The organism is Micromonospora sp. NPDC005305, assembly GCF_040607315.1.
In the GTDB taxonomy this organism is placed as follows: Bacteria; Actinomycetota; Actinomycetes; order Mycobacteriales; family Micromonosporaceae; genus Micromonospora.
Genome location: NZ_JBEXGL010000024.1, coordinates 29333 through 52018, shown reverse-complemented (window position 1 = coordinate 52018; position 22686 = coordinate 29333). Strand labels below are relative to the sequence as shown.

The 22686-nt window shown below is 70.4% G+C and carries 21 protein-coding genes; 5 read left to right on the top strand and 16 right to left on the bottom strand.

Going from position 1 to position 22686, the window contains the following annotated elements:
• Positions 1 to 13: 13 nt before the first annotated feature.
• From ABZS80_RS28295 to ABZS80_RS28280, 4 genes are all read right to left on the bottom strand, one after another.
• Positions 14 to 220 carry a hypothetical protein gene (locus ABZS80_RS28295; RefSeq protein ID WP_355060548.1) on the bottom strand — a complete coding sequence of 69 codons (207 nt, stop codon included), beginning with the start codon at positions 218 to 220 and terminating at the stop codon, positions 14 to 16.
• Between the two features lie 43 nt (positions 221 to 263).
• Positions 264 to 863, bottom strand: a complete 600-nt coding sequence (locus tag ABZS80_RS28290) for a hypothetical protein (RefSeq protein ID WP_355060546.1) — start codon at positions 861 to 863, stop codon at positions 264 to 266.
• A gap of 71 nt (positions 864 to 934) precedes the next feature.
• Positions 935 to 5065, bottom strand: a complete 4131-nt coding sequence (gene pglW, locus ABZS80_RS28285; RefSeq protein WP_355060544.1) for a BREX system serine/threonine kinase PglW — start codon at positions 5063 to 5065, stop codon at positions 935 to 937.
• Positions 5066 to 5238: 173 nt separating this feature from the next.
• Positions 5239 to 5475, bottom strand: a complete 237-nt coding sequence (locus ABZS80_RS28280) for a hypothetical protein (RefSeq protein WP_355060542.1) — start codon at positions 5473 to 5475, stop codon at positions 5239 to 5241.
• Positions 5476 to 6089: 614 nt separating this feature from the next.
• Between ABZS80_RS28280 and ABZS80_RS28275 the strand changes: the two genes are divergently transcribed.
• The 4 genes from ABZS80_RS28275 (at position 6090) to ABZS80_RS28260 (ending at position 8739) form a co-directional block, all read left to right on the top strand.
• Entirely contained in the window at positions 6090 to 6380 is a 291-nt protein-coding gene (locus tag ABZS80_RS28275) for a hypothetical protein (protein ID WP_355060540.1), read from the top strand.
• Positions 6381 to 6387: 7 nt separating this feature from the next.
• On the top strand, positions 6388 to 7362 hold the full coding sequence (locus tag ABZS80_RS28270) for a hypothetical protein (protein WP_355060538.1): 975 nt from the start codon (positions 6388 to 6390) through the stop codon (positions 7360 to 7362).
• A 62-nt stretch (positions 7363 to 7424) separates the two neighbouring features.
• On the top strand, positions 7425 to 8066 hold the full coding sequence (locus tag ABZS80_RS28265; protein WP_355060536.1) for a hypothetical protein: 642 nt from the start codon (positions 7425 to 7427) through the stop codon (positions 8064 to 8066).
• A 184-nt stretch (positions 8067 to 8250) separates the two neighbouring features.
• The gene (locus ABZS80_RS28260; RefSeq protein ID WP_355060534.1) at positions 8251 to 8739 is read left to right on the top strand and encodes a hypothetical protein; all 489 of its coding nucleotides are present in this window, start codon (positions 8251 to 8253) and stop codon (positions 8737 to 8739) included.
• 67 nt (positions 8740 to 8806) lie between these two features.
• On the opposite strand, the gene ABZS80_RS28255 is transcribed toward ABZS80_RS28260, so the two are convergent.
• From ABZS80_RS28255 to ABZS80_RS28235, 5 genes are read right to left on the bottom strand one after another with little or no spacing between them, the layout of a single operon-like run.
• Entirely contained in the window at positions 8807 to 9037 is a 231-nt protein-coding gene (locus ABZS80_RS28255) for a hypothetical protein (protein ID WP_355060596.1), read from the bottom strand.
• Positions 9038 to 9084: 47 nt separating this feature from the next.
• Positions 9085 to 9846, bottom strand: coding sequence for an ATP-binding cassette domain-containing protein (locus tag ABZS80_RS28250; RefSeq protein WP_355060532.1), 762 nt, complete (start codon positions 9844 to 9846; stop codon positions 9085 to 9087).
• A gap of 34 nt (positions 9847 to 9880) precedes the next feature.
• Positions 9881 to 10834 (bottom strand): ABC transporter permease, encoded by a 954-nt coding sequence (locus ABZS80_RS28245; protein ID WP_355060530.1) that lies wholly within the window; start codon positions 10832 to 10834, stop codon positions 9881 to 9883.
• Complete coding sequence (locus tag ABZS80_RS28240) at positions 10831 to 11964, bottom strand: substrate-binding domain-containing protein (RefSeq protein ID WP_355060528.1); 1134 nt, start codon at positions 11962 to 11964, stop codon at positions 10831 to 10833. Before ABZS80_RS28240 ends, ABZS80_RS28245 begins: the two co-directional genes overlap by 4 nt.
• Positions 11965 to 12019: 55 nt before the next feature.
• Positions 12020 to 13300: a M20/M25/M40 family metallo-hydrolase gene (locus tag ABZS80_RS28235; protein ID WP_355060526.1), complete on the bottom strand. Its 1281-nt coding sequence runs from the start codon at positions 13298 to 13300 to the stop codon at positions 12020 to 12022.
• A gap of 249 nt (positions 13301 to 13549) precedes the next feature.
• Between ABZS80_RS28235 and ABZS80_RS28230 the strand changes: the two genes are divergently transcribed.
• Positions 13550 to 14323 carry a GntR family transcriptional regulator gene (locus ABZS80_RS28230; RefSeq protein ID WP_355060524.1) on the top strand — a complete coding sequence of 258 codons (774 nt, stop codon included), beginning with the start codon at positions 13550 to 13552 and terminating at the stop codon, positions 14321 to 14323.
• A gap of 3 nt (positions 14324 to 14326) precedes the next feature.
• Here ABZS80_RS28230 and ABZS80_RS28225 read toward each other — a convergent pair whose 3' ends face one another.
• The 7 genes from ABZS80_RS28225 to ABZS80_RS28195 form a co-directional block, all read right to left on the bottom strand.
• Complete coding sequence (locus tag ABZS80_RS28225; RefSeq protein ID WP_355060522.1) at positions 14327 to 15544, bottom strand: alanine racemase; 1218 nt, start codon at positions 15542 to 15544, stop codon at positions 14327 to 14329.
• The gene (locus ABZS80_RS28220) at positions 15534 to 16838 is read right to left on the bottom strand and encodes an alanine racemase (protein WP_355060520.1); all 1305 of its coding nucleotides are present in this window, start codon (positions 16836 to 16838) and stop codon (positions 15534 to 15536) included. Before ABZS80_RS28220 ends, ABZS80_RS28225 begins: the two co-directional genes overlap by 11 nt.
• Positions 16839 to 16866: 28 nt before the next feature.
• The gene (locus ABZS80_RS28215; RefSeq protein WP_355060518.1) at positions 16867 to 18054 is read right to left on the bottom strand and encodes an ROK family protein; all 1188 of its coding nucleotides are present in this window, start codon (positions 18052 to 18054) and stop codon (positions 16867 to 16869) included.
• Positions 18055 to 18066: 12 nt separating this feature from the next.
• Complete coding sequence (locus ABZS80_RS28210; protein ID WP_355060516.1) at positions 18067 to 19119, bottom strand: SIS domain-containing protein; 1053 nt, start codon at positions 19117 to 19119, stop codon at positions 18067 to 18069.
• Positions 19116 to 19799, bottom strand: coding sequence for a ribulose-phosphate 3-epimerase (locus ABZS80_RS28205; protein ID WP_355060514.1), 684 nt, complete (start codon positions 19797 to 19799; stop codon positions 19116 to 19118). The genes ABZS80_RS28210 and ABZS80_RS28205 overlap by 4 nt, the downstream gene beginning before the upstream one ends.
• 154 nt (positions 19800 to 19953) lie before the next feature.
• Positions 19954 to 21597: an amidohydrolase family protein gene (locus ABZS80_RS28200; RefSeq protein ID WP_355060512.1), complete on the bottom strand. Its 1644-nt coding sequence runs from the start codon at positions 21595 to 21597 to the stop codon at positions 19954 to 19956.
• Positions 21594 to 22682 (bottom strand): ABC transporter ATP-binding protein, encoded by a 1089-nt coding sequence (locus ABZS80_RS28195; protein ID WP_355060510.1) that lies wholly within the window; start codon positions 22680 to 22682, stop codon positions 21594 to 21596. The genes ABZS80_RS28200 and ABZS80_RS28195 overlap by 4 nt, the downstream gene beginning before the upstream one ends.
• Between the last annotated feature and the right edge of the window lie 4 nt (positions 22683 to 22686).

Here is a 22686-nt window from a genome sequence, read left to right as displayed (position 1 = left end):
GAGAGACAGTGCGCTACTCGCCCGCGTTCTGGTCGCTTGCCGGACCGGTGTAGCCCAGCGCCAGAAGATGGCCTTCGAGGACCGTGTAGAGAGCACTACCCTCGTCCACGTAGAGGCGTCGCTCTCCGCCACCGGCTTTGGCGGCCATGTAGTGAATGCGTCCGGTTTCGCCGCGCTGCCGCCAGGCACGCAGAATGACGCGATCCGTGATGTGTGGCATGGCAGTCCTCCCACCTCGGTGGCTCGGCTCAATGTGAAAGGCTTTAGTCGTCGGGCGGATCCGGGAGAGCGAGCTTCAACAGCCCTGCCGCTTCCAGTGCCTTCATCGTCACCAGCACCGGATTGTTCCGGTACTGCTTTTTGGCGGCTGCTTGGACGACCTTGGCGACGACATCACTGACGCCAAGCACTTGGACGGGCCCCGCGCCGACGTGCTGCGTCGCGCACCAGTCCCGGATCTTCGCCTCGTGGGTCCCGGTGGTCGGTGCCGCAAACCGGCCGACGTACAGGCGAAGCTCGACCTGATCGACGCGGTAACCGAAGCGCTGAGCTGCGCCCAGGACGACGGCATCCCGTACCGTCTGGTTGTTCAACAGGGCGTAGAGCTTCTTCGCCCGAATGTTCTCCGTTGTGCCACTGACATGCTCGGCGACGACGCCCCGCGAACCGAAGGCCGATTTGACGGTAGCGAGAACGAGGCGATCACCGCGGGCGGCGACGAGATCGACCTCAAAGCCATGTGTCTGTGTCTCCACGTACGCGGACTTGGCGGTCGGCTGTGTCACTGGGAACTTCACCGCTTCGGAGACCACGAAGCCCTCGTCCTCCAAGGCGATGGCGACGAAGGACTCGAAGGCTTCCACACTCGCAGACTACTGCGGGCATTCCACAGTGGCAGCACGACCATGCGCGAGGCTGCGACGGCGGTGTCGGGCTAGACCCCGCTGGCGCTTCGGGTGCCGGCCTGGTCGATCCAATCGTTGGCGAGCCAGAGCGACTGGCTGGCCGGCGAGGTCAGCGGCAACTGCACCCCGTCCAGCACGGCCGGCTCGGGTCGCCGGGCCGGCACCAGCAGCAGCCGGGCCGCCGGCCGGGGCCGGGTCGGGTCGGCCAACTCCTGGAGCAGCCCGAGCTGCCCGTAGCGGGCCAGCGGCGCCGCCTCGGTGATCAGCACCGGCCCGTCAGCGGCGGCGATGGCCTCACCGATCGCCGGTACTACCTGGTGTCGCACCAGGTCCACCAGGCTGCGGAAGTCGGCGTCCAGCGCCGAGCCGTTGTCGGCCGCCACGATCGCCTCCCACGGGAAGCCCAGGGCACGCAGCCGCTCCAGCAGGATCCCCGTGACGTCCACTTCGATCAGCGGCAGCCGGGCCAGCAGCGCTCGCCGTGCCGGGCCCAGCCGGCGCAATGGCGCCAGCACCGCGAGGAAGGCGCGCCGCTCGATGGCCGAAGCGAGCTTGTCCCCGACCTCGTCGGCGGCGGAGAGCCCCAGCAGCGGGGTGTGGGTGGTGGCCAGCCGGGTGCCAGTCACCGACGCCATGCTGGTCGCCGGCCCGTAGAACTGTTCGGTCGGATACCAGATCAGCGGGACCTCGGCCACCGGGAGCAGGTCGTTGAGGGCGGTGCGGCCGGGCACCGGCTCCGCACGGGGGAAGCGGCTGCGCACCCGGTCGCGGAGCTGCTGTTCGCCGAGCCGTTGCCCGATCAGGCTGCCCACCGACAGCCGCAGCGCCCGCTCCGCCGGCATCCCCACCGGGTAGAGCTGCCCCTGCGCGTTGACGTCAACCCGGTCGTTGCTCCCCACCGCGGCGAGCTGCAACAGCCGCAGATCTGCCACCGCCGGCATGCCGGCCGGTACGGGCAGCCGGCGCAGCTCGTCCACCGCCCGTTGCCGGGTCGGCAGCGGATCGCCGGCCGCCAGCTCGATCGCCCGGCCGCCCAGCTCCACCACGTACTCCAGGAAGTCTGCGGCGGTGACGTCGGACGCCGGGTCGTCGGGCTCCCGGCCGATCAGGACCATGCCGGACGTGCGGAACCGGTAGGTGGCCACCCTGGCGTCCCCGCCGGTGCTCAGCTCGGCCTCGACGGCGGCGCGGACCAAGCCGATGGCCTGGGGCAGCCGCTTCGGCTCGGCGGTGTAGGAGCCGCGCGCCGCGATCAGCGCCTGCGCCAACTCCTCGGCGGACATCACCCCGCTGCGGGCGTCGAGCAGTGCCACGATCTCGTTGCGCACCGCCTCCAGCGCCGGCTCGCCCAACCAGGTCCTGGCCTGGCTGTTGAGCAGCTTGGAGATCTGCGGCTGGCCGCGGCCGGTGGCCCGGGCCGCCTCGCTCTGCGCCGGCCAGCGCAGGAACGTGCCGTCGTCCGCGGGTGTCTGGCCGAGCAGCACTGCCAGGGTGCGGTGGTTGCGGGACGTCCTGGGCGGCAGCAGGGTCGCGCAGAGCGCCTCGACGCCCTGCGCCACCGGCCGGGCCTCCGTGTCGGCCAGCTCGCCGGTACCGGGCAGCACCGCGCGCAAGGCCCGGCCATGGGCGAGGATTTCCTTGCGGGTGGCGTCCGGCACCCCCTTGGCGCGGGTTAGTGCCGACGGTTCCGCGTCCAGCAGCTCGCCGACCGTGTGCATGCCGAGCCGTTCCAGCGCCGAGCGGGCCCGGGCGGTCAGCTCGGTGACCTCCAGCGGCGACTCGCGGGTCAGCCCCACCGCCGGGACCGGGCCGACCGGGGTCACGGCCGGCTGCGGGACCTGCTGGAAGATGGCCCGCCAGGCGTCGGTCATCTCGTCGACCGTGTCGAACCGGGCCGCCGCGTCGCGGGCCAGCGCCCGGCCGAAGAACTCCACCAGCCGGTCGGCGATCGCCGGGTCGAACGCCGCCGGGTCGAGGGTCACCTCGTCGCTGATCACGGCCGGGTTGGCGTTGTCGCCCCACCGGGGCAGCACGCCCGTCGCCATCTCGTAGAGGACGACGGCCGCCGCGAACCGCTCGGCCGCCGCGTCGAAGCGCAGCCGGCGCGGGGGGCCGAGGAACGGATCGAGGTAGCCGACGGTGCCCGCGCCGAGCTGGTCGGCGGGGGCCGAGGAGAGCGAGAAGTCGAAGACGCACAGGTGCGGCTGCTTGTCCTTCGGCCGGGGCCGGGCCGCCAGGTTGGCCGGCTTCAGGTCACGGTGCCAGACGCCCTGCCCGTCGAGGTAGTTGACGATGTCGAGCAGGTCCCGCCCGTACCGCTCCAGCAGGTCCAGCGCGAGCCGGCCGCCGCGCAGCTCCTCGGCGAGGGTCCGCTGCCCGGCGCTCTCCATCAGCAGGGCCGTCCGGCCGCCGACCCGCACCGGGCCGTCGACCAGCGCGGCCACCTGGGGATGCTTCAGCCGGGCGAGGGTACGTGCCTCCGCGGTCAGCCGTTCCTCGTGCTGCTCGTCGCGCGCCACCTTCAACACCAGCTCGCGGGAGTCCCCGCCGGCACGGGTGACCAGCAGGGCGACGGCGGTGGCGCCGGAACCGAGCCGGTCCTTCACCTCCAGGCCGCCGTCGAGCAGGTCGCCCCGGTGCGCGGAGAGCGGATCGGCCACCGGCTCCGGCTCCGGGGCGGTCAGTTCCTCCCACACCTTCTCCAGGCCGGCGCGGATCGCCGACACTCCGGCCAGCCGCTGCCCGGGATCGCCCCGGGTCGCGTCGTAGACCAGGGTGACCAGCGTGTGCGGCATCCCGTCGACCGCGGCGTCCAGGTGCAGGCCGCTGTCGCGGACCGCGCTGACCAGCTCCTCCGGCGTGGCGGCCGGGGCCGCCCCGGCGAAGATCCGGTACGCCAGCGCACCGAGGGAGAACACGTCGAGCTGGTGACCGGGCAGCCGGGTGGCGTTCTCCGCCTCCGGCGCCTGATAGCGGCGAACCTCGTCGTCGAAGAACAACTCCAGGCTGGCCGGATCGCTCGACGGTCCCAGCCGGGTGAGCTGGGTGCTGCCGCTCAACCGCCCACCGGTCTGCCAGTCGGTCACCACCAGCGTCGGGCGCGACCCGTCCGGGTCGCCGACAAAAATCGCCCGGGGCGAGAGCGCCCGGTGGGCCAGCCGGCGGGAGTGCGCGTAGTCGATGATCTCGGCGAGATCCTGGACCAGTTGCAGCCGCTGGGCCAGGGTCAACGCGTCACCGCGCCGCAGCAGCCACTGGTCGAGGCGTACCCACTCCTGCTGGTGGTCGAAGACGACCGCAGGGCCCCAGGCGTGCTCGACCAGGTCGTGCGCCCGGGCCACCCCGGGATGGTGGATGCCCTGCAACAGGCGAAACTCCCGCTCCGCCGCCCTGCGGATGGCCGGCACCTCGTGCTCCGCGGCCCGGCTGGTCAGATAGAACCGCACCCGGCGAACCAGCGAGGTGTCCAGGGCGTGCCCGGCGAGAAAGTCCTGCCAGCCGAGCCCCTCCGCGAACGGCTTGGGGTGCAGCAGCAGTTGGCCGATTTTCCGGTCCGCCACCGACGGCCGGATTTTGGCGCCGCGGACCAGCTCGACAATCTGCCGCCCGCGCGCCTCGTCCACCCGGTGTGCCGGGTTGCGGGGCGGCGTGAGCAGCAAATCCTTTAGGCCGGGCAGCCCGGAGTCGTGCCCCTCCAAGCCGTAGACGTGCTGGCGGCCGATCGCGTCCAGGCTCGCCCGCATTCCCCTGGCGTGCAGGAAAACCGCCGCGCCGACGTAGGGCGACTGACCCTCCCTGCCCTGCTGGCGGGCGTAGTAGCGGATCAGGCTGGCCAGCCGCTTTGCCTTGCGGTTGGCCAGGATGTACGGGTTGTCCTCAGGAATGAGCCGGGAGTTGGGTGCCCGGCGCACCCACTGGGTGCCGTCGCCGCGGATCTCCCCCTGCCAGTGCTTCAGCTCCAGCACGTAGAGCCCGCTGGGTGTGAGCACCAGCGCGTCGACCTCGTTGATCGAGCCGTCGGCGCCGACGAACTCGACGTTGGCCCAGACGTGGTACGGGGCGGCGTCGGGCAGGTAGCTGGCCAGCTCGCGCAGCCCGTCCTGTTCCCAGGTGTAGGAGCTGGCGTTGATCTGCTCCCAGCGCGGCGAATCCTCACGCATGCACTGGCTCCCTTGACCTCCGTCTGAACTCTGGCACCTTACCTCCTCTCCGAGCAGCTGTTACAGCGAGCGACGCACCACCCACGCCCACCGTCACCCGAACTGAGAGGGTGGTTCGAAGGTTTATGCCCGTTGTGGGATTGGCTAGAGGTTGGAGGTCCAGCTCGCAGGGGCTACGCGGACGGCGTTGGCGAGGCGAGAGCGAACAGGCCGGGTTCTGGTTCGGCCAGGATCTGGCGGGTGACGAGGCGTTTGAGCTTGGCGCGTAGACCTTCGGTGTCCTTGGCGGTGGCGCCGGTACCGACGGCGTGGCAGATGTCCTTGGCGCGCATCCCGGCGGTGGCGGCGTTGAACACAGCGAGGATCTCCTGATAGGCGGGGCTGGCGACGGTCGCGTCAGCGGGTGCCACCGGGTGGTCGGGCTGGTCCTCAGGCTGAGCAGCGTCTTGCGGGTGATCGCGAGTTCGGCCAGCTGGGTCTCGGCTGCTGCCCCGACAGGTGACCCGCCCCGATCTGCAACCGGCCGACCGGATGGTGCTGGCGGCGCTGTCGCGGCTGCTGCCCCGCCCGCCCCGGGTTGGCCTTCTTCGTCACCTCGTCTGGGTGACTCTGCCGTCGCCCGTCTGGCCGGAGCGGAATGGGAGCGAACCAGGGCGCCGCGCCGTCGTCGCCCGAGGGTCGCAGGTCGCCTTTCCGACAGCGTCGACACCGTCCGTGGATCGCCGGCCAAGGGGCGGCCCGAGTAGCATCGCGGGCAAGCCGATAGGCCCCCTCGACGTGCCCGCATCGCACCCCATGCCGGCGCCCAACCGGCCATCCAATCACCACGGGATGGTGGTTTAACACCGCAATCGATCACGTCAGTGGTACCGGTTTCGTCCACACCGCTTCGGGGACCAGCCACGCAAGCTACGGCGCTGGGCGGGCACCGGCATCAAACACCGTGGGGAGTATGACAGTGGAGAGACGTCGACGGGCCCTGGTGTGGGCCGGAGCGTCAGCCACCACGCTCACAGTCACCGTGATGTCCGGGTACTTCCTCTCGGTCGGCCTCGACGAGGCCGACAAGCTGGCATCGTCGATCGGGGCCCTCATCGGCGTCGCCGGGCTCGGCGCAACTGCGTGCGGCTTGGTTATGGGCCGCAGCGACGGAAACCGTGGCGACAGTGCGGAACCCGCTAGAGACCTCGCAGAGGGCGGTGTGGGGTCAACAATTCATGGGGCCCGTGCCTTGACCGTCCACATGAATGCGGAGGTCAATGACCACGGGCGCGTGTTCCAGTCGGCACGCGACCAGCACATCGAAGAGCGGTGATCCGGGTATGACGACCGCCGACCGCGATCCGCCCACCGAGACCACCGTGCACCTCCACGCCCACGTTGACGGCACCGCTCGCGCCTATCAAGTCGGGTACGGCACCCAGGTCATCCACCACCACTATCCGGCGGAACTAGGACGCAAGCCGCTGGATCCGGCCAACCTCCGGCTCTGGATCGATCGCATGGTCGCCGACTATCGCGACCTCATCTCCGCCGGTCGGCGACCCGCCCGTCGCCGGGAAACCGACACCCAGACCAACCGGCTCGCCTCGATCGCCGGCAGCGTGGCCGGCGCCCCGGGCCGGACCGACCCGATGACCATGCTGCGTCACTTACTCGCGGCCGGCGCCGCACAGTACCTGTTCCGGGCCGGCCCTCTGCCGCAAAACGCGCTTCCCGAACACATTGTCCTGGACTTCACGGTCTTCGCGCTCTGGCCGGTCGTGCAGGCACCGTCGCTGGCAGATGGATGGGAAGTGGAACTCGCGGAGATTACCTCGCCTCGGCTGGCCAGACTGGTGGCGCGAGCCCGCGTCGGGCATGCCCGCCAGCCCGAGGTGACCCTGCAGGCCTTCGCGCGGGAGATCACGGACAAGCCGTTCGCACACGGGGTGCTGAGCTTGCTCGAGGACTTCAGCGATCCTCGTCTCGGCGGTGCGTATCTCACTCCGCTGGCGCTCGCCGCCGGCTACCCCGTGCCACCCCGGGAGACCAGCGCGAAGAACGTCTTCGCATGGTTCCTCGCGGGCGCCGCGGGCGGCCTCGGCATCACCACGGTCGATCACACCGTCGATCTCGTCTGGGAGTGGATGGGCAACCGACAACACAACCCGCTGACCCAGGTGTTCGAGGAACCCGTCGCCGGTAGCTCGACGAATGGTGAACAGACCATTCACGGTGGCCGTCGGCTCGCCCCGGAGAGGCAGGGCGACGGAGCCAACCTGATCGACAACATCATCGACGAACTGTTCCACTGACCCCTGTCTCCCGCTCGTCCCCGACAACCGCCGGGCGTCGACGCACCCCTTTGGAGCAGCCGATGGATGCCATCGTCGCGTTCTTCGCAGACCTCGGTACGACACTGCTCATCGCGGCCGGGCTTTGGATCGTGGCACACGCCTTCCTCACGCTGGTCACGCTCGGCAACGTGGGCCTTCTCCGCATGCTGCTGCGACTCCGCAAGGTCATAGCCGCCGCGCCATCCGGAGCATCGTTTCAATGCCGAGACGGGCAGGTGTGGATGATCTATTACGACCGCGCCCGAGACGAAGACCGCAGCGTCGACCTGTGGCGGTTCTCCCGGCCCTCCCTACTGCGCTGGTCTGGACGGCCGAGGCGCTCCCTTACCGCGGTCCGGCGACGGCTGAACACCGAAATCGCCTGGCGCGCGGCGCTTCTCTGCTTGGTAGCGGTACCGCTCGTGGTGGGCACCAGCTGGCTCGCCGTCACCGTGCACTGGACGTGGATCTACCTCACCGTCCTGCTCCTCGGCCACCACGCATTCACGGCGTACTCGCAGAAGTTCTTCATCGTCAAGCCCGCCACGATGTTTTTCGCCACTGGCCTGCTGCTGCTCGACCGGACGAACTGGTGGGATTTCTCCACGGTCACGCTGACGACGATCTACTTCGTCTGGGGTCTGCTGACCCTCGTTCTGCTGACCTGGCTGGTCCGGGGTTGAACGCGCCGAACCCGCCTCGCGGCGGTCCTCCGTGGGGGCGCCCGCGCCGGCACGCTGAGACGGAGGCTTGACCCAGGGCTTGCATCCGGTACCTAGCGTTCGCTTGGTTTCAGGGGTTTCGACGGTTGAGCCAAGTTTCACGCGGCGGCGGGTAGTGAGCCGCCCCGAGAAGACGATCACCGCAATGGCAGACGCCCAGTTGGGGAACCAGCCCTCCCCCGCCATTGCCGCCGCTCGCGCAACCATCGCCGAGTGCGACGCGAAACTTGAGCGCTACCGGGCCGCCCTCGACGCCGGAGCCGACCCCTCGGTCGTCAGCAGCTCGATCGCCCAGCCGCAGGCCGAACGGACACGGGCCGAGAACGATCCGCACCCACCGGAGTCTGCCGCACCACGCCGAATGACCCACGCAGAGATCGCCACGCTGGTCCGGGCCCTCGGGGACATCGTCACAGTGCTCCGCGACGCGGAACCCGCCGACAAGGCCGAGGTCTACCGCCAGCTCGGCCTGCGGCTGATGTACCATCCGCAAACGCAAACGGTGCACGCTGAAGCTGATCTCAGCGCACACCGTGGGCCTATGGGTTGTGTCCGAGGGGCGACCCGAACCATTACCCACCGCCGCTGGTCCTCGCCGGAACCTTACGACTCCGCTAGCTCCTCCAACCATTGACCGGTCCGCGGACCCCACCGGCGGGCGACGAGGCCGAGGGCACCGTCGCCGGCCGGTGCGGTATGGGTCAGGAAAGTGCCGACGCAGTCTGGGTTGCCCCGAGCCACTGCTGGACGGCCCTGCGACGCCGGCGGTGAGCCGGCGGTGAACGGTAGCTGTCATGGTCGAAGTCGGCCACCGCTCCCCCGCCGGTGAGGTCGTGGGCGTAGAGCCCGAAGAACATCCCCGTGAACCCCCCGAAGGCTGGCAGCCACGCTAAGCGTGCGCTGAGGAGAGCGCTGGCGCCGTCAGCGCGCAGAGAGTTAGGAGGATTGCATGCCTGATGGGGATCCAGGGCGCGGGGGTCTACGCGTCGGCCTCCTGCAACCCGGTGATCATGGAGACGATCTCGTTCTTGCTTGTCTCGGCAGTCAGCCGCGTGCCGATCTGCACTCCGCGGCGCAGCACGGTGATCCGGTCCGAGAGCCGGAACACCTGGTCGAGGTTGTGGCTCACTAGCAGGATTGCAAGGTCGCGGCCGCGCAGCCGTTCGATCAGCTCCTCCACCCGGGCCGTCTCGGCGACTCCGAGCGCGGCGGTGGGCTCGTCCATCAGGACAAGCCGCTGCGCCCAGTGCGTCGCCCGGCTGATCGCCACGCCCTGGCGCTGGCCCCCGGACAGATCCCGGATGGTCGCCTTCGCGGACGGGATCCGGACGTCGAGCTCGTCCACGAGCGCCTGCGTCTCCCGCGCCATCCGTCTCTTGTCAAGGCGCCGGAACGGGCCCTTGACTAGCTCCCGGCCGAGGAACATGTTCATGTAGACGGGCTGGTGGTCGGCCAACGCGAGGTCCTGGTAGACCACCTCGACGCCGAGCCGGCGGGCCGCGCTGGCGTCCGCGGCGCGGACTGACTGACCGTCGAGCAGGATGTCGCCCGACGTCGGCGGGTGCACCCCCGAGATCAGCTTGATCAGGGTGGACTTGCCGGCGCCGTTGTCGCCGACGAGCGCCACTACCTCGCCGCGGTGTACCGAAAGGCTGAACTCGTTGATTGCGACGACTGCACCGAACTGCTTGCTTACCTTCTCCAGTCGCAGCGCCGGGGTGGCGCGAGTGGGCTCGCTCATGACCGGTCTCCTTCCGTGGGCGGCAGTGGCTGCGCTATGCCTTGTCCTCGCGCAGGGTCAGAGCGACGGCGACCAGGATGATCAGGCCGCGCGCGATCTGCTGTTCGGACACTGACAGGCCGGCTAGGATCAGGCCGTTGTTGAGCATCCCGAGGATCAGCGAGCCGACCAGCGCCCCGCCGACCGTGCCCCGGCCGCCGGACAGCCGGGTACCGCCGACCACCACGGCGGCGATCACCGTGAGGAGGTCGGAGGCGCCGAGGGTGTAGGTGGCGCCGTGCAGTCGTCCGGTGTAGAGCATGCCGGCGACCGCCGCGCATACGGCGCTCGCCACCATTACACCGACCTTGATTCGGTCGACGTGGATGCCGGAAACCCGGGAGGCGCCGGGGTTGTCGCCGACGGCCAGCACGTGCGCGCCGGTACGGGTGTGTCGGTAGACGTAGTGGCCGGCCAGGACCGCGGCAGCCGACCACAGGATTAGCGTGGAGATCCCGGCGATGCCGCCGGAGCCGAACAGCCCGTTGAAGTACTCGTCGGTCGACGGGACGGCCCGCAACTGGGTGAGCCGCTGGGCCAGGCCGATGACCAGGCCCATCATCCCGAGGGTTACCAGGAAGGACGGCAATCGCAGCTTGGTAACCAGCAGCCCGTTGACCAGTCCGACCACCGCTCCGGTGGCAAGGCCGGCGGCGGTGCCCGCCACCAGCCCGTGGTCGCGGAGCTGGATGGCGGACACCAGGGCAGCCAGCGCCACCACCGAGCCGATCGAGAGGTCGATCTCGCCGGTGCTGAGCACGAACACCGTACCGACCGCCATGACCGTGATCGGCGCAGTCTGGAGGAGAATGTTCGTGAGGTTCTGCCGGGTCAGGAAGCCGTCGTCGCGCAGCAGGACGGCGAGCACCGCGAAGATCAGCAGGAAACCGACGTAGACGACGTACCCGCGTAGGTCGACCTGGCGCATCCACGCCGTTGCGGTCTTCACTTCAGGACTTTCCTGACCGCGTCGGGGACGTCCGCGTGCAGGGAGTCGCGGTAGCCCTGCGGCACGTTGTCCTTGCTGATGGTCAGCACACCGGCCACCGCGAACGCCGGCGGCTCCTTGCCGAGCAGCGCGTAGGCGGCGGCGTCCGCCATGCCCTTGCCCAACTCCCATGCCTTGTCGGCGACGACCGCGATGGTCTGCCCGCCGGTCGCCATGTCGACCACGATCTGGTCGTCGAGATCGAGCGTGACCACCTTGGTGGTGGTGTTCGACGTGCTGCGCAGGGCGGAAAGCACGCCAGCGGCGGGTCCGGCCCAGCTGGTGTAGATGCCGCCGAGGTCCGGGTGCTGGGTGAGCATCGCGCTAGCGATGCCCTCCGCCGTGTTCGGGTCGGTGAAGCCCTGCTGCGCGACGACCTCGATGTCCGGGTATTTTGTCTCCAGCGTCTGCTTGAAGACCGCGTCACGCTGGTTCGTCACGTAGTACTTGGCGTCGTAGAACAGGACGCCCACCTTGCCCTTGCCGTGCATGGCCTCGCCCAGGGCGACGGCCGCCTGGTTGCCCATCTGGTAGAGGTCGTCGGTGACGATCGAGGCGTACTCCTTGCCCCGGGTGTAGCCGTCCGGCACGTTGGACAGGAAGACGAGCTTGGTGCCGGCGTCGACGGCGGGTCGGAACGGCGCCGCAGCGGAGGTCGAGTCGACCGGGGTGCTCAGGATGACGCTGGGCTTCTTCGCCATCGCGCTCTGGATCTGGTTCGCCTGCAGGCCGGCGTCGAAGTTCGCGCCGGCTGTGCTGCTGACCTTGATGCCCAGCCGATCGAACTCCGCCTGCGCCCCGCTCTGCACTGCGGAGACGAACGCGGACGAGGTGTTCCAGAGCATCGCGGCGGAGTACTTGCCGGCCCGCAGCTTGGCGATCTCCTCGTTGGTCAGGGTGAGGTCGGTGACCGGGGTCGGCTCCTCCCCGTTGGGGCCGGTGGTCCTGGGTACCTTCAGGTCGATCACGGACGAGCCGGGCGGCGAACTGTCGGTGCCGCCGGATGCGCCGTCGGACGGGGTGGCGCCGGTGCTACAGGCGGCCAGCACGAGGCTTGCGCCCGCCAACGCGATGACGAAACCGCGCTTCATATCCGAACTCCTTCGAGGCGTTTGGTGCCGGGATGGGCGTGACGGAAGGGCGGGCTCAGCGAAGCTCGCGCACTCCGCAGTGCGTGGCGATGAAGCGCGCGTAAACGGTCACGGCCGCCAGGAACTCCTGGATCTCGACGTGCTCATCGAATGTGTGGCAGTTGCTGATGTCGCCGGGTGCGCAGTAGACGGTGGGGATGCCGCAGTGGTCCGCCAGGAAAGGTCCCTCCGACCAGTACGGCGCTCCGGCAATCAGGTCGCGCCCGGGAAGTATGTCGCCGACGACGTTCCGCAGCCTCGTGACGGCTTCCAGCCCCGGGTCGGTGACCAGCGCTGTGCCGCCGACCGGGTGGTCGCGGCCGGCGGGGTAGGCGGTGCTGACCTGGACGCGCTCGTCGCTGACCGCCGCGCGGATCACCGCGTCCAGCTCCGCGCGGGCCGCGTCCAGATCCTCCGCGGGGGTCAGCTTGCGGATCAGGTTGATCGCGCACTCGCCGGGTACGGCAAAGTAGCCGCCGCTGCTAATCCCGGTGACGAGCAGCGACGGGCTGCCGACGAGGTCGTCCTCGGCGCGGGTGCCGAGCTCATCGTTGTACGCCCACAGGGCGCGCAGTACCTCGTCCGCGGCGCGCAGCGCGTCGACGCCCCGTTCGGGAGTGCCGAAGTAGGCGGACTTGCCGAGCAGGGTGATGTCGGTGATGAAGAAGCCCATGTGGGACGTGAAGACCTGCATCTTCGTGGGCTCGACGTAGACGGCGAGGTCGGCGGAGAGCGGCCGGTACTCGGGGCCGGCGGGGTCGAGGGCACGCCGGATGCCGGCGCTGGTGCCGGTGTCCGGTTCACCGCTCTCCTCGTCGGCGACGAACAGAATGGTGACGGGCGCCGCCGGGGCGAGACCCGCCCGGCGCAGCACCTGGAGCGCGGCGATGACGGCAGTGATGCCAGCCTTGAGGTCGCCGACGCCACGGCCCCATACCGCGCCGTCAACGATGGCCGCGCCGAAGGGACTCTGCCGGGATGTGCCCGCCCAGTGCTCCTCCCACCCGGTCACCCGAACGGTGTCGAGGTGCCCGGCGAAGAGCAGGCCCTTTCCGGCGTCGTCGTTCGAGCCGCCCCAACGGGCCCAGACGTTCGCGCGCTGCGCGGTGAACGCGTCCACCGCGACCTCGTCGCAGACGCCGGTCAGCTCCTCGGCGACGTACCGGGCGAAGTCCTCTTCCCGTCCGGTGACGCTGGGAATGGCGACCGCGGCGCGCAGCAGGCGCAGCGCGTCCTCCTCGTCGCGGGCTGCGTCGATCCGGGCGTTGAGCTCGGATGTGGCCGGTGTAGTGCGCATCTGGGAGACCTTTCGACGCGGGCTGATGGGGCGGGCCGCGGGCCGGGCCAGGGCGGCGAGCTGCACCCGTGCCACATGTCAGACAGCCTTACATCTGTCAGGCGGCCGGTCAAGGGTCCCTCACGTCGTTTGTCGATCCGATGTCCATCCGGCTTCAATGAACGCATCTGGGCGTACCGGGCACGCTTCCGGCGTATCCACCCCTCGCCTTATGGCTCTTCGCGTGCAATGCGTCTAACATCTGACAACATGTCAACCGAGTGGACCGGTGCCCGTCTCCAGCCCCGCCCCAGCCTGGCCGAGCAGGTGGTGACGGACCTGCGCCAGGCCATCAAGGACGGCGCCTTCGGCACCAACGGGCAGCTGCCCTCTGAGCCCGCGCTGAGCCAGCAGCTCGGCGTCAGCCGCCCGACGATCCGCCAGGCCATCTCGGTGCTGGAGCAGGAGGGCCTGGTGGTTCGGCGGCAGGGGCACGGGACCTTCGTCATGTCCAGCGTGGTGGAGCTGCCGAACATCCTGAACGTCAACACCGGGATCACCGACATGATCCGGGCGGCCGGCAAGCGCCCGGACACCAAGCAGACCAGTGTTCGACAGTCGGTGGCGGACGAGCGGCTGGCCGAAGCGCTCGGGGTCGAGGTGGGCGCTCCGGTGACGGTCATCGAACGGATCCGCACCGCCGACGACCAGCCGGTCGCGCTAACGCGGGACTTCGTGCGCACCGACCGGTTGTCCGCGCGCGGCGTGTCGGCGCAGCGGCTGGAGGAGTTCGTCGGCGGGGCGGACTCGCTCTACAGCAGCCTCGCCGAGATCGGGATCCCCGTGACCTACGGCGTCGCCAAGGTGCTCCCCGCCCGGGCCACCAAGCACCTTGCCGCGGCGCTCGCGCTCAAGCCGAACACGGATCTGCTTCTGCTGGAGCAGACCGACTACAGCGGTGCCGGGTCGCCGGTGCTGTTCTCGCAGGAGTATCTGGTGCCCGGCCCGCTGGCGATCTTCGTGTACCGCCGCGGGCCGGGCTGAGTCTCAGCCGTACCAGGGCAGTCGCCGGCCAAGCTGGTCGAAGATCCCCCGCAGCCTCGGCCGGTCGTCCCGATGGTCGATGACGGCGATGTTCGCCCGCGTGACGAACGACTGGATGCGGAAGCCGAAGACGACCGTCGCGCCGACCGGAGCCGCCCGCTCATCGGCGTCGAGGAAGCCGTAGTAGTCGATGCCGCCGAACTGCCCGCTTCCGCCGGAACCCGCGCCCAGGAACGTGTGGCGCTGCTCCAGTAGCTGGTCGACGCTCTCCCCCACCAGGGCCTGACGACGGAAGTCCGGCCGCAACCAGGCCGGGTCGTCGACGAAGAAGCCACCACCGTAGACGTACGCCCGGCCGCCGAAGTGGTGCGCCACTTCGGTGACGTAGCACGCAGCAGGGATCTCCGGCTGGTCCTCGAACTGGAGGTGGTACGGCGTCGTGCCGAGGAACCCGTGCCCCGGCTCGATGTGGGTGGCGCCCGCCTCGGCCTGTTGCTGTGTCGTGAAAGCGCAGGTGTTCCCTGGAGCGTTAACCTGCCGTACGTCCACGCCGAGCGAGCGCAGGATCTCTGCGGCTCGCTGGATGGTGGTGAAGTTGCCGGTCGGCTGTGGCCCTCCCGGTGCCACATAGGACAGCGTGGGGAACGACGTGACGCCGACGATGTCCACGCCCGCCCGCCGGATCCGCGCCACCGCGTCCGGAAGCTCGTCGAGCAGGAAGCCGGCCTCCATGCCGGGCAGGTACGTGTCGGCGTGCGGGTCGGCCACCCGTAGCAGCACCTGCTGTGTGAAGCCCATCTCGCGGGTCACCCGACCGACCTGCTCGGCCTTGGCTACGGAGAACACCGACACCACCTCGGGGCGGGCGGCCAGCACCCGAGGCAGCTCCGCGCGCGCGATCTGGACCAAATTGCCCACGTGCCCGAGCCGGAACCCGTTCCCGCTGATCGCGTGGGCGCACTCGACGTCGACCGAGACGGTCTCCGCGGAGCCGTCGGCGACCAGCGCCCCGGCCACCAGCGGGTTGCGCCCGACCTGCTTGAGCATCCAGTAGAGGGACAGGCCGTGCCGGTCGGCGGCGGCCCGGATCGCCCGCCCATTCGCGGCGATGGCGTCCAGGTCGAGCACGTAGCTGTTGGGCGGGATGGCGCCCTGCAGCGCCAACTCGGTCGCCGAGCGGACCAGCCGCGGATTGCGGCTCAGAAGCTGGTCAAGAAACACGGGAGTCGCTGCCGGTGGTGTAGGAGCGGGCGACCCGCTCGATCCGCGCCCGGGTCTCCTGCGGCGGCAGCGGCACGAAGTTCTCGTCGAGCTCGTTGGAGGCGCTATCGAACAGGCCCTCCACCTTCGGCTCGTCTCGGGAGATGCCGCTGACCGCGGCGACGTACGAGCGGTTCATGAACATCTGCGGGAGGAGCAGCGGGTAGACGGCGGTGTCACCGATCTGGGCGGTGCGGCCGGGATCCGCGCAGGCGCCGAAGTAGTCCACCACTCCCTTGAGCCGCAGCGCCATCACCCGCTCGGCGGCTTGCTCGAAGGTGGACCCGACCAGGCACTGCGGCGTCCACTGGTCCGGCGAGTACAGCCACGTCAGGCCGCCGCCGAGGGTGTAGGCGTCGCCCTCCCAGTGATGCATTACCTCGGAAACGTAGACCTGGGCCGGTCGCTCCGCCAGGTCGTGGTACAGGTGGTACAAGCTCGACCCGGTGACGCCGGAGCCCGGTTCCACGTCCGTGGCGCCGTAGCGGGCGAGCGTCTCGAACGTGGCCGAGTTGCAGTTCGCGGCGCAGTTGACCCTCAGGTCTGACAGGCCCAGGCCCTTCTCCAGCTTCTCCTTGGCGCGCAGCATGGTGAAGAACGCGTCCGTGGGCTCGACGGTGCGCGGGTCGGTGTCCTTGTAGCTGATGCAGGGGTGCATGGTCAGCCCGGCGACGTATACGTTCGGCAGGTCGAGGACAGGGCGGATGTCCTCGACGCAGGTGTCCTCGTGCCAGCCGCCGACCATCCCGGCGAAGATCTCGTCGCCGGGCCGGTTGACCCGCACGTACAGCCCCTGCGTGCGATCCTGCTCCCGGGCCGCGTCGGAGACCGCCTTCGCCGCCTCGTACGAGAAGACCGTGATCGCGTCCGGGTGCATCGCCACCATTTTGGGCACCTGGTGACGCGGGATGTTGGACAGGTGTCCCACGTGGCTGACCGGCAGGCCGAACCGGTGCAGGATGTTCGCCTCGATCGCCTCCACCGCCACGATGCCGTCCAGGCCCTGCTCCAGCACGGTCCGGGCCAGGTACGGGTTGTGCCCGTCCTGCTTGGTCATCGCGTACACCCGCAGCCCCAGCCGGGCGGCGACGTCGGCCATCGCCCTGGCGTTGGCCGCGATGGTGTCCAGGTCCAGCACGTACGTGGCGGCCGGGATCCGGCCGCTCTGGTGCAGCTCGATGGCCGCCTTGATCAGGTTGGGGTTGCGTTCAAGCATCCGGCGAACCGGGAGCTGCTGGTCCACTACGCTGTCCACTGTGTCTTCGCTCCTCGCTGCGCGATTATCAGGCTGTTTGGGCGGCGCGTGCCGGCGGCACGCTCGCCAGGGCCACCGCGATGGCCCCGTGCAGGGGGCCTCGGTGTGCCAGCGGGCTGGGCTCGATGGCCGGCGGCCGGTGCAGCAGCCGCCCGATGTGGCGGCGCACCGGGTCGAGCAGGGCGGGGTTGCTGCCCAGCCCGCCGGCCAGCACGACGAGCTGGGGATCGATGGTGGCGGTAACGGCGGCGATGCCCATCGCGAGCAGCTCCGCCTCGCGATCCAGCACCCGGGCGGCGGCGGCGTCGCCGGTCGCCGCCGCCTCGAAAACCAGCCGGGCCTCCCGGGCGCCCTGACCGGGCCCGGCCGGCGGCGTCTCACCGGCGTACCGGCGGGCCAGGGCGGGCCCGGACACCGCGTCCTCATAGGGACCGCGGTCGCGGTGTTCGGCCGCGAACGGGTCATTGCCGAGCGGCAGGTAGGAGATCTCCCCCGCACCGCCCTGACCGCCGCCGTACACCTCCGCGTTGATGACGATGCCGAGGGCCACGCCGGTGCCGAGGCACAGCACGACGAAGTCGTCACGGCCCTTCGCCCGGCCGCGCCACCGCTCGCCAGCCGCGGCCAGCCGGACGTCCTGGGCGAGGACCACCGGTAGGCCCAACGCCGCGCGCAGCGCCTTCGCCGGACGCAGCTCGTACAGCTCCGGCAGGTTGCCGGCGTTCCACGCCCGGTCAGCGACCGGGTCGTAGCAGGCTGGGATGCCCACGCAGCCGGCCAGTACGGGCCCGACCCCCGGTCCGGCCCGGTCGACCAGGTCCGTCTGCACCTGTGCGATCTGGTCGACCAGGCCGCGCTGTGCGGCCGGCACCACGAGTTCGGCGACCACCTCGCCGTGCCGGTCGGCGAGAGCAGCTCGGATCTTTGTACCGCCCACGTCCACCGCCAGGACGGCGCCGGCGGGGCGGGGACGCCGGGTAACGCCGTCCCCGGTCACCTCGACCAGCCGGCGGGCCTGCGCTGCCCGGACCGCCGCGCGGGCGCGGGGCACGGTCAGACCCAGCGAAGCGGCGAGGTCCTCCACTCCCACCGTCCGGCCCGCCGCCACGAGCGCGTCCACGACCGCGGCGCCGTCTGCTGCGGCGATGAGCCGCCGCCCCCAGGTACGCGAGGGGCGGTACGGGGGCCGGGCGGGGGGTGGCTGAGCGTCGGTCATGACTGTGGATCCCTACAGCGTGGTGATGACGGGCGTGGTGTTGACGAAGGAACCCGGCTCGACGCCGCGCCCGAGCGCCACCGCTTGGCTGAGCATCTGGGCCGGCACGATCTCGAAGATCGGCGCCACGTACTCGTCCGGTGTCTCGATCGGGATGGTGAGCAGGCGCTCCGATTCGACTGGGCTCCCGCCCTGACCGACGAAGATCACCCGCGCACCGCAGGTGACCAGCTCGTCGGCGAGCTGCCGGTTGAGCTCGCTGGCCCGGCCCTTCGGCGCGAACAGCACGGCGAGCGTGCCCTTGCCCACCACCTCAACCGCGCCGTGCCGGAACTGCCCGCCGTTGAGCCCTTCGGCCGGGACCTTGGCGGTCTCCTTGAGCAGCAGCCCGGTGCCGAGAGCGCTGGAGATGGACGGCCCGCGGCCCAGCGCGGTCACGTAGTTGGGCTGCCCGGCGAACTCCACCATGTGCGCCAGCGCGGCGGACGAGCGTTCGATCGCTCGATTCATCGGGGCGTCCGCCAGGATCCGCCGGCGCACGCCGGCGGTGCCGTCCTCACACACCTGGGCGGCGAGCATCAGCAGCAGCGCGACGGTGGCCGTGTACGTCTTGAGCGCCACCGACAAGTCTGGGTCGGCGAGCAGGGGCAACACCACATCCGCCCGGCGGGACAGGTCGGTGGTCGGGTCGTTGGTGATGACGATCAGCGGGTTCGCCGGCGACAGTCGGTCGGCCAGGTACGTGGCCTCCGCCGACCGACCGGACTGCGACACCACCAGCACCGGCTGCCCTTCGCGCAGCAGCGGCAGGCCGTACTCGATGAGGTAGCCGGTGTCCTCCACAGCCACCGGTACGCCGGCCCGGTCGAAGACCGGCTTGGCGGCGAACAGCGCGAAGTACGAGGCGCCCATGCCGGTCAGCACGGCGGGCGGGCCGGCCGGGCGCAGCCGCTTCGCCGCGGCGCGCAGGGCGGCCTCCAGGTCCCCCTGGGAGTACTCCCGGCACAGCCGTTCCAGCGTCTCCGGCTGGTGGTGGATGTCCGCTAGAAACCGTTGCGCGCTCATGCCGCCCGTCCCGTCGTCGTCGCTGCCAGGCATTCCCGCATCGCCGAGAGGGCGGATGCGTACGCGGCGGTGTCGTGCCCGCCGCGGAACAAGCTGCTCGTGCCGCAGACGAAGACGTCCGCGCCTGCGTCGGCGAGCAGCGGTGCGGTGGTCCGGTCGATGTGCCCGTCGACCAGGATCGAGGCATCCGGCCCGCAGATCGCCCGGGCGGCGCGGACGCGGTCCGGCGAGGTGGTGATCCAGTCCTGGCCGGCGAAGCCCGGCTCCACCGACATGATCTGCACGAAGGGGACGTCGGCGACCGACTCCAGGACCGCCACCGGGGTGGCCGGGTTCAGCGCGACCCCGGCACGCATGCCGTGCTTGGCGATCTGGCTCATCAGCCGGCGGGGGTACGGCGTCGCCTCGGCGTGGAAGATGAACACGTCGCATCCCGCCTGCGCCAGGGGCTCCAGGTACGCCGCCGGGTCCTCAACCATCAGGTGCGCCTGAAAGGGCAACCGGGACAGGGGCCGCACGGCGGCGACGATGTCGGCGGTGAGGGCCAGGTTCGGGACGAAGTGGCCGTCCATCACGTCGATGTGGAACGAGTCGACGCCGGCGCGGTCGAGGGCGACGACCTCCTCGCCCAGCCGGTCCAGTCGTGCACACATGAGGGAGGCGGACAGTTCTGCTGCCACATCCCCTCCTTTCGTTCGTTCCGGCCGCGCCGCCGAACGTGGGCGGGGGCCGGACGCATCAGCAGGGCACCGCCCTGAAATATGTCAGACATCTTCACATCTGCTCAGCTCGCACGTCAAGGTCGACCCACTCGGGACGGGCGGGCCCGGCGCGCTAACCCCGGCGGTACACGATGCCGTGCCGGCCCGGCCGGTAGACCCCGTCACGGACCACCGCATGCCCGTTGACCAGCACCTGCTCCACGCCGGACGGCGTCGACTCGGTGTCCGTGTACGACGTCGTGTCGGCCAGCCGGTCCTGGTCGACCACCACCAGATCCGCGGCGCACCCCCGGCGGATCCGTCCGGTGCGGGACAGGCCCAGCCGGTCCGCGGACAGCCCGGTCATCTGGTGCACCGCGCGCCCGATGCCCATCAGTCGCTCGTCGCGCGCGAAATGCGCGAGGAAGCGCGGGAACGCTCCATGGGCGCCCCGGTTGGGGCTGCCGTGACCGGTCACCACCGCGTCCGTCTCCATCGACGTGTACGGCAGGGCCAGCACCTCGCGCAGCGGTGCGTCCGAGCGCAGGTCGCCGGCCGAACCGACCACGAGCATCATGCTCTGGCCGCGGTCCGCGACCAGCAGGTCCATCGTGGCCTCGAACGGGTCACGCCCCAGCCCTTCGGCCAGGTCCTGCAGCGAACCGCCCTCGAACCGCGCGTAGTCCGGGTGCTGCACGGTGAGCAGCCGGATGTTCCGGTACCCCAGCGAGTCGATCATGTTGTCGGTCCACTCGCCCAGCTCCACCGGCCAGCGCGGCCGCTCCCGCTCTACCCAGCGGCGCACCAGCGCGCGGGTGGCCGGATCGGTCAGCCGAGCCATGATCGCCTCGGTGCCTCCCTCGATGGCCCACGGCGGCAGCAGCGCGGTCAGCGTGGTGTTGCCGGCGATGTACGCCTGGCAGTCGGTGGCGATGTCCACGCCCGCGTGTCGCGCCCGCTCCAGCGACTCGATCGCCCGCGGGATCAACCGCCAGTTCCGCTCGCCCAGCGCGCACAGGTGCGAGAACTGCGCCCGCACGCCGGTTCGCCGCCCCACCTCGACGATCTCGTCCATCGCCTCGACCAGCGTCTCGGAGATACCGCGACTGTGGCAGGTGAACAGGCCCCCGGCCGCCGCCACCCGCTCGTTCAGGCGGACCAGTTCGTCGGTGTCCGCGTACATCCCCGGGGCGTACGCCAGCCCGGCCGACATGCCGAACGCCCCGGCCTCCAGCGCCTCGTCCAGCAGCGCCGTCAGCGTCGACCACTCGTCGCTCGACGGTGCCCGCTTGGCGAAGCCCATCGCGGCGATACGCAGGGCACCGTGCGCGGCCAGCGGGACGACATTCAGCGCGACGCCCGCGCCCTCGAGATCATCGAGGTACGCGGCGAACGTCGGCCAGGCCGCCCCAGCACCGTCCGAACGCAGCCACGCGGTGTACGCCAGAACCCCCTCACGGTGCTCGGGTGAAACCGGAGCGGGGGCGTACCCGCAGTTACCGGTGACCAGCGTCGTGATGCCCTGCCGCAGGAAGCAGCTCAGGATGTCCTCATGGTCCGGGTCGGACAGCACGAAGTCGGAATGGCTGTGGATGTCGATGAACCCGGGCAGCACCAGCCGCCCGTCCGCCCGGATCTCGGTACGGCTCTGGACCCCCTCGGGCAGCTGTCCCACCGCCTCGATCAAGCCCTCGCGGACCGCGACGTCCGCCCGCACCGGCGGGGCGCCCGTACCGTCGACGACCGTGCCGCCACGGATCACGAGGTCGAATGTCATGCCGCAGCCGCTCCCACCCGCTCGCCGGTGTCCGGGTCGAACACCATCGCGCGCGGCCAGTCGACGGCCAGCTCCACGCCGGCGTCCGGGCTGAACACCCGGTCCGCGCCCCCGAGCGCGACCAGCTGGGTGCCGTCCGGCGCGGCCACCGTGTACTTCACCTGCTCGCCCACAGCCTCAGCGGTCAGCACCCGCAGCGACCCCTCGCCGGCCGGCTTGAGGCGCAGGTTCTCCGACCGCACGCCGAGCGTGAACTGTGCCGGCAGCTCGCGGTCCGGCACCGCCAGCCGCACCGCGCCGTCGCAGAGCGACACATGGCCTGCCTCATACCGGGCCGGGATGAGGTTCAGCGGTTGGAGGCTGACGAAGTTGGCCACCCAGGTGTTGACCGGGTTTCGGTACAGCTCCAGCGGCGGGGCGATCTGCTCCAGCCGCCCGTCGCGCATGACGGCCACGCGGTCGCCCATGCCCAGCGCCTCCTCCTGGTCGTGGGTCACGAACACGGTCGTCGCGCTGAACTCCTGGTGCAACCGGACGACCTGCGTGCGCAGCGCCCGGCGCAGCTGGGCGTCAAGCGCGGAGAACGGCTCGTCCATGAGCAACAGGGCCGGCCGGGACACCACCGCCTTCGCGATCGCGGCCCGCTGCCGCTCGCCCCCGGAGACCTCGTGCGGGCGGCGGTCCAGCAGCGCGGAGATCTGCAGCCAGGACGCCGCCTCGGTCACCCGCCGGTCGATCTCGTCCTTGGGCGTCTTCGCCAGCTTCGGCGCGAACGAGATGCTCTCCCGCAACGTCAGGTGCGGGTACAGCACCGCCGACTGGAACACCACGGCGACCTTGCGAGCCTCCGGCGGCAGTTCGGTGACGTCCTGCTCGCCGAACCAGATCCGGCCCTCGTCGACCTCGGCGAGGCCGGCCAGCAGGCTCAGAACGGTGCTCTTGCCGCTGCCCGACGGGCCCAGCACGGTCAGCAGCTCTCCCGCCCGGATGTCCAGGTCAAGGCTGTCCACGGCGCGCTGCCCGCGACCGAAGCTCTTGACGGCCGCCTCGATGCGGATTCCTACCTGCTTGGCCCCAGTAATCATGAGA

What these genes read in the sequence shown, in the direction of transcription:
- ABZS80_RS28295 (WP_355060548.1), bottom strand. Translation starts at nt 220, where the DNA reads ATGCCACACATCACGGATCGCGTCATTCTGCGTGCCTGGCGGCAGCGC.
- pglW (WP_355060544.1), bottom strand. Translation starts at nt 5,065, where the DNA reads ATGCGTGAGGATTCGCCGCGCTGGGAGCAGATCAACGCCAGCTCCTAC.
- ABZS80_RS28275 (WP_355060540.1), top strand. Translation starts at nt 6,090, where the DNA reads ATGTCCGGGTACTTCCTCTCGGTCGGCCTCGACGAGGCCGACAAGCTG.
- ABZS80_RS28270 (WP_355060538.1), top strand. Translation starts at nt 6,388, where the DNA reads ATGACGACCGCCGACCGCGATCCGCCCACCGAGACCACCGTGCACCTC.
- ABZS80_RS28265 (WP_355060536.1), top strand. Translation starts at nt 7,425, where the DNA reads ATGGATGCCATCGTCGCGTTCTTCGCAGACCTCGGTACGACACTGCTC.
- ABZS80_RS28260 (WP_355060534.1), top strand. Translation starts at nt 8,251, where the DNA reads ATGGCAGACGCCCAGTTGGGGAACCAGCCCTCCCCCGCCATTGCCGCC.
- ABZS80_RS28250 (WP_355060532.1), bottom strand. Translation starts at nt 9,846, where the DNA reads ATGAGCGAGCCCACTCGCGCCACCCCGGCGCTGCGACTGGAGAAGGTA.
- ABZS80_RS28240 (WP_355060528.1), bottom strand. Translation starts at nt 11,964, where the DNA reads ATGAAGCGCGGTTTCGTCATCGCGTTGGCGGGCGCAAGCCTCGTGCTG.
- ABZS80_RS28235 (WP_355060526.1), bottom strand. Translation starts at nt 13,300, where the DNA reads ATGCGCACTACACCGGCCACATCCGAGCTCAACGCCCGGATCGACGCA.
- ABZS80_RS28230 (WP_355060524.1), top strand. Translation starts at nt 13,550, where the DNA reads ATGTCAACCGAGTGGACCGGTGCCCGTCTCCAGCCCCGCCCCAGCCTG.
- ABZS80_RS28215 (WP_355060518.1), bottom strand. Translation starts at nt 18,054, where the DNA reads ATGACCGACGCTCAGCCACCCCCCGCCCGGCCCCCGTACCGCCCCTCG.
- ABZS80_RS28210 (WP_355060516.1), bottom strand. Translation starts at nt 19,119, where the DNA reads ATGAGCGCGCAACGGTTTCTAGCGGACATCCACCACCAGCCGGAGACG.
- ABZS80_RS28200 (WP_355060512.1), bottom strand. Translation starts at nt 21,597, where the DNA reads ATGACATTCGACCTCGTGATCCGTGGCGGCACGGTCGTCGACGGTACG.
- ABZS80_RS28195 (WP_355060510.1), bottom strand. Translation starts at nt 22,682, where the DNA reads ATGATTACTGGGGCCAAGCAGGTAGGAATCCGCATCGAGGCGGCCGTC.